Here is a 13,790-nt window from a genome sequence, read left to right as displayed (position 1 = left end):
TAATTTGATTATGTCGCGATCGCTAACAGCATCTATTAACGGCATCAAAATCGCCAAGCAGAAATTGGAAAGCAGGCGCTTGTCGCAAGTTGCGTTTGCGGAAGAATTGGAAATTTCCTTAAAAACTATCAACAAGTTTTTCACGGGAAAAAGGGTCGATCGCAAATATTTTGTAGAGATTTGCGAAGCCTTAGAATTGGAGTGGGAAGATGTCGTGTTTGGGACGGAAAGCGAGGAAGAAGAAGAGAGAGGAGGGGGCGGCGGCGGGGTAATTTTGACCCTGCAAGAGATAGTCAAACAAAATAGCGATCGGGCAAGAAAAGCCCTCGATCCTTACATCTTACCTCCGATCCGCCGCCAAAGTCTGTTGGAAAAATGCCTCAAACAAATGCGATCGGGCATCTGGGAAAACAAACGGCGCGTCATCCCGATTCTCGGCGCTGCGGGCTACGGCAAAAGCACGATTCTGGGAACTATCTACGACGAACTCAGCGGCGAAATTGCAGCAGCCCAGACGGGATGGATGGCTTTGATCCGGTGCGACGATTTAATCGAATCTGCGGAAACCTTTGCTTTGGAAGTCGGGGAAAAAGTCAGCGGCAAACGGCAGTCGATCGTGGAAGTTGCCAAACAGCTTACCGCAGAAAGGGGGCGCGGCACAATTGCGATCGACACTCTGGACATCGTGCTCACAAAACCCCTGGTTCCCGTGTTGCGAAACGTCTTGCAGCAACTGTTAGAAACGGGCACTACCGTTGCCTTTACCTGCCGCGACACCGACTACAGCAACTTCTTTGAACCGTATCACGAAAGTTTTGCCGGCTTCCGAGAAAGTGTCCAAGACGGATGCAGGATTACAGCCTTCAGCGACGGGGAAGTCAGGGAAGCGGCGGCAGAATTTGTGAAGCGGAAAGGGGAAAATTTACTGGTGGATGGCGAAGCTTTTGCCGATCGCATTATAGCCCTTTCCACCGACAGCATTTCCCTGCAAGAAATCGTCCGCAATCCGTTACTGCTGGCTTTACTGTGCGACTTATTTACCGAATTGGAAAACGTGCCGGAAGATTTGACAGTCAGCCAACTCTACGGAGAATACTGGAATTGGAAAGTCTCGACAGTACGCAGCAATTTGCAGCCGCAGCGCGCCAGGATTGCTAAGGAAAAACTCTGCTTGAAGATTGCGGAGATTATCTACAGCCATTCTGGAGAAAGGCTGCGAGATTTTATCTATGAAAGCAATTTAGAATTTAGCGAAACTGAATTTGAAGCTTATACTTCTCTCAAAAGCGAAGGCGTGTTGAAAGATTTCGGCGGCAAGCGCATCGGATTTTTTCACCAAACTTTTTTAGAATATACAGTGGCCCGCTGGCTGAATTCTACGGAGTCGGGAGAAGCTGCAAAAAATCAGTTAAAAAGCGAGATGGTTTTTGCCGAATCCGAGTTTTCTCGCTACTACATCTGGCCGATTTTTCGGCAACTGCTAACTTTGATGGATTTAACTGAATTTTATCAAACAGAACGAGCTTTAAACAAACATAAAATCATGCCGTTTCGGGCTGTGACTTTTGCCTCGATTTCCCGGAAAGAACCGGAATCTGCTGCGGTATTGCTGCCGATGCTGGAGATTGCGATTTGCAATGGCTATACTTTTCAAGAGACTTTGCTAGTCGCCGCTAATTCCGCACCGCAACGCCACAGCAAAACTGTGTGGGAAGTGGCTGTCAGACTTTTAGCAACTGTCAGCCAAGAATTGATTAATAAAGCGGCGGAAACTGTCGCGGAATTGCTGTTTCGTTTAAACGATGAAAGAAGTCAGAGATTTAAAGAAGCTGTAAATACTATTAAAAACTGCGATTATTTAAGAGATAATGCTAATGCCAGCAACAATCACCAAGTTTGGGGTAAATTTTTGGCAGTGTACTGCGATCGCGCTGACAAAAATTCCCAAACCGTCGATTTAGAAATTTTAAGTTGTTTGAAAGATATCTATTTTACATTAGGAAGCAAAGCGCGATCGCTGGTTGTGAAACTGTATCTCGCGCCGGGAATTCCAGAAACAGTAAAGCAAAATTTTTTAACAGCCATAATTTTTCAACCTCCTTCTCCTTCCTTCTTTGAAGGCGAAAATGCAACAAAACTTTTGCAGCAGTTATTGCCGACTTTAATTGTATCGCGAAATTCGGTATTCGGCAAAAGTTGGTTTGAGGCGCTGCACGCCCCGATTCACCGAGATTGGATGGGAGTTGTGGCGGCGGCAGTCAGCGAGGTAGCTAAGGGCGAACGGGAATTTCTCAAAACAATCTTATCGCATTTGCTGCGGGAGAATTTGCCCGGAGAATCGGCTGATTTTAACCGCTGCAATCTCATGGCAATTAGCAAGGCGATCGAGGGAGGTTCGGGCGATTTAGTGGCTTTGCTGCTGGTGAAAATAGCGATCGAAAATATTCCGGGAAGCAAGATCCACCTGCTATCGAAATTGGTAAGCCAACTAACGGAAACATCCCCAAAAAATTGTCAAATCAGCCCAAAATTAAAGTTAGTTTTAGCGAGTTGGGTTGTGCCAAAAATCAGTCAATATCCCGCTGAATTAATCCGCGTCATCGATGAATTAGCGGTGAATTCTCCCGAAGTCCTGCATTTACAGGGGGAAGTCTTAAAACAGTTAATTTCCCAACTACCGCCAACTCAAATTCCTCCGATTATTAAAAAATTAAAACACGTTCCCCCTCAAATAGAAAGCTACCTGCAAGAAACAGCAACTTCTAAAGAATCGAGAACTGCTTTGCTAAAAGTTTACCGCCAACAAGCCGAAAATAATTCGCACTCAAGCCTTGACAAAATCGTCGAATTATGTTTAGATGATTCCCGCGATGTCGCCCTCGATGCGTCTTGGGCGGTGCTGAATTTAGCGGAACAGAAAAAATTAATTGATTGTAAAAAAATCCTCCCAATTTTTGCTAAATCTCCGTTTGTTGGGGTGCGGCAAAATTGTTTGAAAGCGTATTTGGAAGTTATCGACTGCGGAGTTAGTGCAGATCCCAGCGAAATTACAGCTATTTTTGCAGCTTTAGAAAAGGAAACGGCGCCGGAAGTGCTGCTGCTGATGTACAAGTTAATCGACAGCGCGATCGCCCTTCAAAAAAAGGGCGATCGTGCTCTCCATGCTGGCATAGCAGAAGCAGCTTTTAATTTAACTAACAGACTGGTAAATATTGGCAATAAAAAAACCTTAGACATGACGGTAAAATCAGCTTTTATTACCTTAGACAGGATGGCGCTGCTAGAAGATATCAGGTTGATGGATAGCATCAAAGATTGCGGGCGATCGCTCTTGCGAACAGCGGACATCAGCGGTAAAATAGATAAGTCGATCGTCACGGGATTGTTGAGCAAATTAGCGAGATTTGATGCGGAATTTTTGGATAAAATAGCGAGGGAAGATATCACCGATGTGGATTGTCAAATGCCCGCAGACAATCAAGTAGCCGTAGCAGTGGCGATCGCCCACAGTCAAGGCAGAAATTCGGCGTTGCTGGATGAAATTTTAAATTGTCGCGGAATTTCAGCAGAAGTGAAAAGTCGAATAATTCGAGAAAAGGGCGGATGATATCTCTCTCATCTCTTCCTCTGCGTCCTCTGCGTTCTCTGCAGTTCAATCATTCCGATGCAACCGGAAACGATATAAGTCACATCCTATCAAAAGAATCTAGCCCGCAATCCGATCGACTTGATGCGCTTCTGTGATGTCGGGAATATCCAGCCGCGCAGCTAATTTGCGAATGACTGCTTCCGGTACTGTTGCTGTGCGCGATCGATTCCGCCGCAATATTTCTTCTAGAGGTACTTCCAGATAAACAATCCGAATTCTGGCTTGATAATCTGCAAAAAAATTAATTACTTGCTGCCGCATTTGTTTAGTTGTATTGGTAGCATTCCAAATAAAAGAACGCCCCAATCTCATATATTCCCGCGCTCTATTTTTGGCTTCCATTATTACATGGCCGGGAGTTTCATCGGGAGGGACATTCATTTCTTTTCGCAGTGCATCCAGCGAGATTACCGGGCGATCGGGCAGATTTTCTTTAATCCAATAATCTTTACCGCTTCCCGGCAAGCCAGACATCAAAATTACTTCGCATTTAGTGTCGTCAAATGCTTCGTAATCTGGGTTTCCATTCTCTTTTCGGAAGTAGATAAATCGGCTGTGTGCGGAGGGGAATTGTCGGGGAGAATCCAAACAATTATTTTCTTGACAAAACTCCCGAAATAGTTCTATTTTATCGAGCAATTCTTGTTTGTCGCTACACTGTCGGCCGCGCACGTCTGCTTCGGCTAAAAGTGCGAGGAAATCGCAGCGGACAACTTGACTGACTTTAATTACCGACTGCTGCGGGTTGGGTTTGTCGATCAGCCAGATGGGTAAACTGCCGAATTGGACGATCGCCACCACTGTTTCGCGAATCTCAAACTGCACGGGCGGCTCGAATTGAGATAAAATTTGTCTGACCATTCTCGCACCTTGGCGGGCGTGACCTTTTGAGCTAATTCTGCCGTCGGCTTCGATTTTTGTAAAGGTTGGTTTTGCGACATCGTGCAGCAAAGCGGCGGCAAAAAGTATCGATCGTTCTTTTTCGGGAAGCTGCCGCCAATTTGGGGAAGATATTAAGGCTTCGCAGACCATTTTTGTATGAATAAAAACGTCTCCTTCGGCGTGGTAAATCGGGTCTTGCTGACATCCTTTGAGGCTGTCAATCCAGTCGAAATGCGTTTGAATACCGTCCCAATCCAGGAACCAATCGGGCGGTTCGGGACAAAAGGGAAAAGTCCAAGGCGGCGAGGGCGATAACAGTGTATTCATAAATTCACCTGCTGGTTAACTAAAATTAAATAAATCTGCGCCGGGACGCAGAATATTCGGTATAATTGGGCGATTTAGCCAATGTCCTTCGGCATTTTTAATGGCAGTCAAAAAACTGGCACGGACGTATTTGTAACGCGCCTTGACTATGCCATCTTCTTCTACTTTAATGTACAGACCCTCCATGCGATCGCTCTTGTCAGTCTCTTTCAAACACCGTTCTTCATCTAATCCCAATTCCCGGCAGTACAAACGCAAGCGTTCCAAATGTCCGGGTTGAATAAAATTAGATTTTTCCACAAACTGCATCATTTGCTTTGGAGATTTCAGGACTCCAGAAAACAGCACGGGAACGGACACCAACGGCAATCCGCTTAACAAATTGCGGCGGGATTCTGTACTCAGAAATTGACTGGTATCTAAGTCCAGCACGTCGTATTCCATAAAATAGTGCGGCAAAAAATCATAAAAAACAGTATGTTTGGCATAAAGCCATTCACCGTAAAGAATGTAGCGATTTCCCAGCACTTCTCCCAGGGCTGGGCTGAGACTGAAAGCCCACTGTTTGAATAAGTTAAAATGTTTTTCTCTGGGCCCGCCGGTGAGATAGTGGCCGCGACTTTGCAGCAGCATTTGTCCGTCTGGTGCAAAGCTGATGCCTGTATTAGCGCCGTCTACCTTTTCTTCTATAATTAGAGGGCGATCGATCAAGGCGCTAAATGGCACGCTGTCGAGGTCTTCATCACCCGGTTGGAAACGCGAACCTTCGATGTGATAAGTTCTAGGATATTTAATAAGTTTGAGCATCAGCCCATCCATTTTAGATTTGAGATTTCAGAGGCAACCCCATCCATTTTAGATAATAATTTTAGATTTGAGATTTTAGACTTTAGAGCCAACCAAATCCATTTAACCATTATAATGGAATAATCACAAAGGAGCGTCGAAGTTGAAAAGTCAAAGTTTCCAAAACATATCATCAGCACTCGCGGGAATTATATTAGTAAGTGTGCTACTCCTAGGCTTAAACTCTTTTGTCGTCATCAATCCAGGTGAAGCAGGGGTGGTTAGCGTTTTAGGAAAAGCCAGAGATGGAGCATTGTTAGAGGGGTTTCACCTCAGACCCCCGCTGATATCTAAGGTAGATGTGTACGATGTAACAGTGCAAAAATTTGAAGTTCCCGCCCAGAGTGCTACTAAGGACCTTCAGGATTTAAATGCCAGTTTTGCGATCAATTTTCGCCTCGATGCTGAGAGAATAGTTGAGATCAGAAGAACTCAAGGAACTTTGGAGAATATAGTCTCCAAAATTATTGCCCCTCAGACTCAAGAAGCATTTAAAACAGCGGCTGCACTGAGAACGGCAGAACAATCTATTACTCAAAGAAGTGAACTGAAGCGAGACTTTGATACGGCGCTGAAGGAAAGGCTATCAAAGTATGATGTAATCGTACTCGATACGAGCGTTGTTAACATTCGATTTTCCGCAGATTTTGCGAAGGCGGTTGAAGAGAAACAGGTTGCTGAACAGCGGGCGCAAAGGGCTGTTTATGTGGCTCAGGAAGCAGAACAACAGGCTCAAGCCGACATTAACCGCGCTCAAGGTAGGGCGGAAGCTCAAAGGCTGTTGGCTGAAACTTTGAAGGCTCAGGGCGGCGATTTAGTGCTGCAAAAAGAGGCGATCGAAGCTTGGAGAAGCGGCGGTGCTCAGATGCCAAAAGTGCTGGTTATGGGCGCCGGTTCGAGTCGGGTGCCTTTCATTTTTAATATGAGCGATATTCAGGAAGAACACGATCGCCCGCAAGTGACCAACAATTAAAATATGACTGAGGGTAACAAACTCGGTGTCTGGGAAAATATTGGCTTTGCTAACCAGAAATCTCGCAATAAACCGAGTTGCCTCAGAAAGCGCACATCAGTCCTACGAGAGTTGCCGGAATATGGTACACTTCTGAAAGCAACAATATAACGACAGTTTGAAACCTGTCGCTATAAAAGCGAAGTCCGGAATTAACACGCAGGCAACACACTCATTTTAGGAAGCAAGGAAAAATCATGACCCGCGCTATTATGGAAACCGAGAAAGGCACAATCAATTTGGAATTGTTCGATGCGGATGCGCCTAATACAGTGAAGAATTTTGTTGACTTGGCGGAAAAAGGTTTTTACGATGGATTGACCTTTCACCGAGTCATTCCTAATTTTATGATTCAAGGTGGCTGTCCAAAAGGCAATGGAACTGGCGGCCCAGGCTACAAAATCAAGTGCGAAATCAACTCGAACAAACATTTAGCAGGAACTTTATCGATGGCTCACGCGGGCCGCGATACGGGTGGCAGCCAATTCTTTATTTGCCATTCTCCCCAGTCTCATCTAGATGGAGTTCACACAACTTTTGGCAAAACTGAGGATATGTCTGTAGTCAATGCTATCCGCCAAGGTGACAAGATTATTTCGCTCAAAATTGAGCATTAATTTCCTCTAATTAGTTGCGTTTGTAGTAAGGACTTTAGTCCTTATTGCAAACAAAACCTGTGAAAGTTAAGAGTTTTAAAATCTACAATTTATGACAATCATTTCTTGATCGTACAAGCCCCCGGATTTATCCGTGGTGTCAATCGAAAATCGAAAATCGAAAATTCCCCAGATTTATCTGCAGTGTCAAGCTAAAATCGAAAATCGAAAATCGAAAATCCCCCAGATTTATCCGTGGTGTCAATCTAAAATCTAAAATCTAAAATCTAAAATCGAATGACTGTTATCAATGATTCTGCTGTGGCGACTGAGTTAACTGAACTATATTTAAAATACGAAAAAGCTCTTTGTACGAATGATATTGAAACTCTCGATAATTTGTTCTGGGATGCGCCGGAAATCGTGCGGTTTGGGGTGACGGAGAACCTGTACGGGAGCGAGGAGGTGAGGGCTTTTCGCAAAGGGCGATCGCCTGTAAATGTCGATCGAGAAATGTTCAACCTCAAAGTCGTGACTTTTGATGCAGACACGGCGGCTGTGACGCTGGAATTTCGCCGTGTAATGGATGGAGTGGTGCGACTGGGGCGGCAGAGTCAGATGTGGCGGAAGTTTCCTCAAGGGTGGAAGATTGTTTCGGCTCACGTTTCTTTGTTGCCAGTGTAGATGTTAAAGGTAAGGAAACAATAATTGTCTAAAGCAGGCGGACTTTATGACCAATAATTTCTTGATGGTACCCGCCACGTGATTTATCCGTGGAATCAATCCAAAATCCAAAATCCTTGCATCCTCAAGCCTCCGGATTTATCCGTGGGGTCACTCTAAAATCTAAAATCTAAAATCTAAAATCGAATGACTGAATCATTCATCATCTAGAGAAACGTCTAATAGTTCAATTTCCCGATTTTCTTCCTCATCTTCATAATTAAATTCTAATCTGCTCTGCTTAATAATCTCGCTCAATATATTGCTTAAGTACCCTTTGGCAACAGCTTGTTCAAATCTTTCTATTAGAATAGGAACATTGATTATTTCTTCTATACATTCCATGTACTGAGATACTATAGCATTTATTGAATACAGCTTTCGAGCTTGTGCTTCAATCTTTGATTTAATTTCCCTATCTGAATCTAAAGATTTAACTACAAATGTTATCGGATACCTTTCAATTTTATCAATGTCTAGGAAATATTTATTTACATCTACAGTTTCAGTCACCTGAAAAAAACGTCCTAGGGGTTTCATTACAAAGTCAATTCCCCCATCATTAGCATTTGTCCTACCTGTTTTAAACAGCTTGAAATTTTCTTGCTGGAGTCTGTCTAGTGCATAACCCCAATAAATAAATCGGTCATTGTAGTAGTATTTTAATATACTGTAGCTGACAATCTCGAAGATTCGAGCATCTACAGTTGGCGCTACCATTTGTTTTATAAGTTCTCTGACTTGAACTTCTGTCAATCTTTGAGCATCTTTACAAATTTGAATAAACTTTTCAAAGCTATCTCTCTTAGCTTCAACATAAGCATCAATTATTTGGATTACTGTTTCTGCTATATTGTGTTCATTCTCATTGATTTTGACTTTTAATAAATTTTCGTTAAACCAATACCTGTTATTTTTCTGATTTCTCAAAATTGGGATGAACTCACAAGTGGGAAAATATTTTTTAAATTCTTCATTCATCCTATGGTTCAAGCCATGATTTTGAAGCTTTTGCCCGAATGGTAATTCACGCTGTCTCTTAAAAAGATTCGTATAAACTGCACCTTCATAATCTGAATACATTCCTGTCCGATCGAAATTTTTCCCCAAATAATCTTCCACTAAAACATAGATTGCGTATAAGTTGGCAAAACTTCCTCTTGATTTTGAGCCTTTATTTGAAGATTTAGTCTTGATATTCAAATATGAAATTAGCTGGCTTTCACGCAATATTTGATACCCCACGTCGCCAAACTTATCCTCTAGAATGGTCTTAATTATTTTTGTAAATTCATGTTCCATTTTAATTAGAGTTGTAAGTTTAGTGTTAGCTGCTGTGGCGAAAGTTCACCAGAGTTGACTTCAGACATGAGAGCCTCTTCACTCTGATCCGGGGTAATTTGCAACCTCCGCAATCCTATTTGTAGATACTTTTCTTGTAATTCTATGCCGATTGACTTTCTGTTAAGCTGCTTGGCAACAAATGATGTTGTAAAAGTTCCCGAAAATATATCTAGTACAACGTCGCCCTCATTACTACTGGCTTTGATAATTCTTTCTAACAATGATGTTGGTTTTTGGGTAGGATGTTCCTCATACTCAGGCATACGATATCTCACTCTCGGAAACTCCCACACATTACCTGGAACTTTTTTAGAATTATATACTGATGGTGTAGCCTTGCGGTAGTCAATTAGTTTTCTAACAGATCCGGTTTTTGCCTCTACTAGAATATCTGAGGAATTGAATGTATAATTTCGTTTGTCCTTGACGCAATATAAAATTGGTTCGTACAGAGAACCGTAAAATTTTTTTGCTTGTACGCCCGAACTGTCATAATACCACACTATTCGAGAAAGGATTGTTAAACGATCGCGCAAATATAAATCAAAGTAGGGCATACTTTGAGTTGACGCCATTAGATACAAACTGCCGTTATGCTTGAGCTTATTAATACATAAGTTTAACCAACTATAACTCCATTCTAAATAATCGTTTTCAAATTCCCACTTGTCTTTAAAACCATTAAAATCTTTGCCAATATTATAGGGTGGATCGGCAAAAATTAAATCGATTGAGTTGTCTGGTATTTTACTGCCCAGCACTTCTAACACATCTCCTAAAATGAGCTTGTGCTCGTCAATTTCAAAGATGTTCATTCAGCATAACCTCTTCCAATTAATATTGGCTATTGCCAAGTTGAGTGATATGTTCTATTAATATTTAATACAGTTCATACTTGAGCAAAGTACACGGAATCGAGCCATTATAAACCGGAATTCGCCGCGATGTCCTGAGTCCCACCTTTTTACCCAACTCCTTATTTCCAGTCAGAATAAACGCATTCCAACCTTTAAAACGATGCTTAAAAATATCCCCCAACATCTTGTACAAATCTCCCAATTCGCTAGCATCTCCCAGGCGCTCTCCGTAGGGAGGATTGCAAATCAGAACGCCTCTGTCTGCGGGGGCTTCCAACTGAGATAATTCGGTTTGAGCAAACTGAATCTTACCGGAAATACCGGCTTGCTGCGCGTTCGTGCGAGCTTGAGTTAACATATCAAAATCGCGATCGCACCCAGCAACCACTTGCTTAAGTTCCGGTAACTCACTATTTTCAGCTTCTGCCCACAATTTATCCCACAAAGGTTCGTCAAAATCCCGCCAAGTCATAAATCCAAACTTTTCTCGAAACAATCCCGGTGCAATATTCAAGGCTTTTAAAGTCGCTTCCAAAGGCAAAGTTCCAGAACCGCACATCGGGTCTAAAAACGGCAAATCAGGCGTCCATTCTGCCATCTCCAACAAAGCCGCAGCGAGGGTTTCTTTGAGGGGAGCAAGCCCCATCGCCGGTCGATATCCCCGGCGGTGCAAACTGCCGCCAGAACTGTCTAAACTTAAAATAGCTCTATCTTGATGAATGTGAATGTTAATTAGCAAATCGGGATGCTCTACATCGACATTAGAACGCTTGTTAAATTGAAGGCGCTGTTGGTCGGCGATCGCATTTTTGACCTGCAAAGCTGTATAGTGAGTATGGTTCAACTTTTCGTTGCCGCCGGTGCAGTTTACTGCTAAAGTATTTTCGGGATATAAGTATTCGTCCCAAGGGATTTTCTGCACTTCGCGGTAGAGCATATCCGAGTTGTAACACCGGAATTCGGCGATCGGCATTAACACTCGAAAAATTGTTCTCGACCACAGATTGACGCGGTACAATAAAGTGCGATCGCCAGCAAAGTAAACCCCAGTAAAATCTGGCTTGACATCCTGAGCCCCTAAACGTTCTAATTCTTGGGCGGCAATAGTTTCTAAACCGCGCGCAACTGTAGCAAAATATTGATTCATTGAGAATTGGTAATTGGGAATTGGTAATTGGTTTTTCTCGATCGCCCTAAATTATATCAAATCCGGTACCATCGGAATTGTAAAATCCAGTCAACAGTCAACCACGGACGGTGCAACCGGACTCGATCTAATTCATCTGCGTAAATCTGTGTTAATCTGCCCTCATCTGCGGTTAAAAAAAGATAATTTCTGAGCCGCAGATGACAAGGGATTGACGCAGATTAACGCAGATGAAGATCGGAGATAGATGAATAATTCCGATGCTAACAGATTTGATATTAGATCGTAGCTGGTTGAAATTTGTGAACAAGCGATCGCCCTCACCCTCACCCAGTCTACCTTCCCCGACACAAAAACAAACGCCCAGAGGATGCGCGGAGGGAGGCGCACCTCACCGCTGCAAGTCACAAACTGTCAGTAATACTCGTGAAATTAAAAGCTTTCACGCGCACTCCGGGCACGACACTACCGCCGTAACGCTTCACCGCACTAACTGCATCCACATCGCGCAACATATCAGGTAAAACTTGATTGAAACGCAGGTTTTTAATCGGGTAAGCAATTTTGCCATTCTCAATCCAAAAAGTACCGTCGCGAGTCATTCCCGTTACTTCCAATGTTTTCGGATTAACGTAGCGCACGTACCAAGCTCGACTGACAAAAATTCCTCGCTCGGTTTGAGCAATTAAATCTGCTAAACTTTGGTCGGAACCTGTCATCACTATCGGGTAAAAAGCACCTTTTGCCTCTTTGCCTTTTTGTGCGGCCCAGTAGCGGGAATAAGACAAACTTTGAGGTACGCCATCTTTGATGATTTCCAAATAGTTATTGCTCAATCCGTCGCCGAAAAAAGTATTCGATCGCAGCAAAGGATGAGCCGGATCGCGCTGCACTTGCACTAACGGGCTAAAAAGTTGTTCCCCCGCGCGGTTTCCCGCTGGTTTTCCCTCTGCATCGGCGATCGACATAAACGATCGCCCCTCATCCGCCGCCCTCGCATCCAAACTCCAAATTACCCACGGTAGCAAGCTCGCAAAAGCAGCGCCGTCAAGGATTACCGGATAAACGCCGGGAGTGACTTCGCGGGGGTTGCGCGATGCGATCGCCCGATCGAGCACTTGTTCTGCTAATTGGGCGATCGGCAATTCGTTGATACTCCAAGCAATGCTCTTCGCCCAGCTAGAACCGTCTTCAACGCGAGCAGTAAAGCTGAAATCCGCCTCTGTAGACTGGTTGCAGGCGCGGAGTCCGGTTGACGATGCGATCGCGTACAGCGACGCCTCAGTGCTCAAAGTGCCCGAACCGTGAGCCCCCCCCTCTCCGGCAATGGCGCAAGCTTGCTGCACCATTTGGGCCCGTGCTAGAGGCGATACAGTTGCCGTTGCTGGGTCGAATGCGGGCGATCGCAAATCGTAGGTTTGAGGCGGAAGCAGGGGCATCCATTCGGGGTCTGCCGGCGCAATTCTGGCCAATTCTTCCGATCGCTTGACGGCGGAGGCGATCGCATCTTCATCAAATTCTGTAACAGCAGCGGAGGCGCTTTTGTTGCCGAAATAGCTAGTAATGTTCAGGCTAAATACAGTTTTGCTGATATTTTGGCTGATTTGATTTTCCGAGAATCTCGAAAGAGATTCTTCGCCAGTATAGAGACTGACAAATACTTCCTCTGCTTTGGATAGTTTGACTGCTTTTTCTAGTAAAGATAAGGCTTGGTCTTCACTTAAAAGTGGGGGGGATGTTACGAGCATAAGCTAAAATGCTAGGAAAATTTGTTGTATTTGAAAACATTTTGAACCGCGATACAGCGGTTAACTCGCCTGTACTAAAGAGCGAACTGCTAACACTTCATCAGCTCGCAGAAGTTCCACATCAGAACGGGAGACAGCCACAACTAAAATCGATTCTCCTAAAGCATTAAATATTTCTAGAACGCAGCCATCTTCGCCTTCGTTTGGGTGAGGTACGCGATCGACTAGCATCGCTACATCGCCTTTTTTTAGCTGATATAGCGGTATATCCCGACACAATGCTACACGCTGGTAAAGTTCAAGTTTCACGTCGAGACTCCTTTTTCGGTTTGAGAGTAATAAAATGAAAACTTCCGTCAATTTGCCACTGCAACCAAATTGTAACAACTGTTAAATTACGTCCGTTAACTCCTGGCAGCTCACCTTCAGCGCGAAAGAACTTTCCGAATTCATTAGCACCATCTTCTACAGCATCTCCTGAGGTTATCAAAAACTGGATTGCTGCTAACAAAGCTTCTGCGTTATCTTTGCTAAAACCACCCTGACTCAGAAACTTTGACTTGTCATCTTGCGCTTTTAAAACAAGTAGATAGCGCGTTAATTTTGCTTCGGGTATTATAGCATCCGGTGGAATTTTCACGTTAACAGCCTACAATCTA

At 43.8% G+C, this 13,790-nt stretch carries 12 protein-coding genes; 4 read left to right on the top strand and 8 right to left on the bottom strand.

The window, feature by feature from the left end:
- Nucleotides 1-10 precede the first annotated feature (10 nt).
- On the top strand, nt 11-3,607 hold the full coding sequence (locus QUA80_RS02080) for a helix-turn-helix transcriptional regulator (RefSeq protein WP_333420945.1): 3,597 nt from the start codon (nt 11-13) through the stop codon (nt 3,605-3,607).
- A 99-nt stretch (nt 3,608-3,706) separates the two neighbouring features.
- Here the strand turns inward: QUA80_RS02080 and QUA80_RS02075 are convergent, their stop codons facing one another.
- A complete protein-coding gene (locus QUA80_RS02075; RefSeq protein ID WP_333420943.1) occupies nt 3,707-4,858 on the bottom strand; it encodes an AAA family ATPase in 1,152 nt (383 codons plus the stop codon).
- Between the two features lie 15 nt (nt 4,859-4,873).
- The gene (locus QUA80_RS02070; protein ID WP_333420941.1) at nt 4,874-5,665 is read right to left on the bottom strand and encodes an RNA ligase family protein; all 792 of its coding nucleotides are present in this window, start codon (nt 5,663-5,665) and stop codon (nt 4,874-4,876) included.
- 142 nt (nt 5,666-5,807) lie between these two features.
- Here QUA80_RS02070 and QUA80_RS02065 point away from each other — a divergent pair, with 142 nt between their 5' ends.
- From QUA80_RS02065 to hpxZ, 3 genes are all read left to right on the top strand, one after another.
- A complete protein-coding gene (locus tag QUA80_RS02065) occupies nt 5,808-6,677 on the top strand; it encodes a prohibitin family protein (RefSeq protein ID WP_333420939.1) in 870 nt (289 codons plus the stop codon).
- A 236-nt stretch (nt 6,678-6,913) separates the two neighbouring features.
- Complete coding sequence (locus tag QUA80_RS02060; protein ID WP_015178429.1) at nt 6,914-7,333, top strand: peptidylprolyl isomerase; 420 nt, start codon at nt 6,914-6,916, stop codon at nt 7,331-7,333.
- Between the two features lie 276 nt (nt 7,334-7,609).
- A complete protein-coding gene (gene hpxZ, locus QUA80_RS02055) occupies nt 7,610-7,996 on the top strand; it encodes an oxalurate catabolism protein HpxZ (RefSeq protein WP_333420936.1) in 387 nt (128 codons plus the stop codon).
- A gap of 195 nt (nt 7,997-8,191) precedes the next feature.
- Here the strand turns inward: hpxZ and QUA80_RS02050 are convergent, their stop codons facing one another.
- The 6 genes from QUA80_RS02050 to QUA80_RS02025 all read right to left on the bottom strand — a co-directional run bounded on the left by QUA80_RS02050 (nt 8,192) and on the right by QUA80_RS02025 (nt 13,771).
- The gene (locus QUA80_RS02050; protein WP_333420934.1) at nt 8,192-9,337 is read right to left on the bottom strand and encodes a restriction endonuclease; all 1,146 of its coding nucleotides are present in this window, start codon (nt 9,335-9,337) and stop codon (nt 8,192-8,194) included.
- 5 nt (nt 9,338-9,342) lie between these two features.
- Nucleotides 9,343-10,194: an adenine-specific DNA-methyltransferase gene (gene yhdJ / locus QUA80_RS02045; protein WP_333420931.1), complete on the bottom strand. Its 852-nt coding sequence runs from the start codon at nt 10,192-10,194 to the stop codon at nt 9,343-9,345.
- Between the two features lie 64 nt (nt 10,195-10,258).
- On the bottom strand, nt 10,259-11,383 hold the full coding sequence (locus QUA80_RS02040) for a THUMP domain-containing protein (RefSeq protein WP_333420929.1): 1,125 nt from the start codon (nt 11,381-11,383) through the stop codon (nt 10,259-10,261).
- Between the two features lie 404 nt (nt 11,384-11,787).
- Entirely contained in the window at nt 11,788-13,131 is a 1,344-nt protein-coding gene (locus QUA80_RS02035; RefSeq protein WP_333420927.1) for a TldD/PmbA family protein, read from the bottom strand.
- A 60-nt stretch (nt 13,132-13,191) separates the two neighbouring features.
- Entirely contained in the window at nt 13,192-13,440 is a 249-nt protein-coding gene (locus tag QUA80_RS02030; RefSeq protein WP_333352777.1) for a DUF4926 domain-containing protein, read from the bottom strand.
- Nucleotides 13,430-13,771 (bottom strand): DUF6883 domain-containing protein, encoded by a 342-nt coding sequence (locus QUA80_RS02025; protein WP_333420925.1) that lies wholly within the window; start codon nt 13,769-13,771, stop codon nt 13,430-13,432. Before QUA80_RS02025 ends, QUA80_RS02030 begins: the two co-directional genes overlap by 11 nt.
- Nucleotides 13,772-13,790 lie beyond the last annotated feature (19 nt).

Source organism: Microcoleus sp. F4-D5 (assembly GCF_036704885.1).
In the GTDB taxonomy this organism is placed as follows: domain Bacteria; phylum Cyanobacteriota; class Cyanobacteriia; order Cyanobacteriales; family Microcoleaceae; genus Microcoleus.
This window is presented reverse-complemented; position numbering and strand designations above follow the sequence as displayed.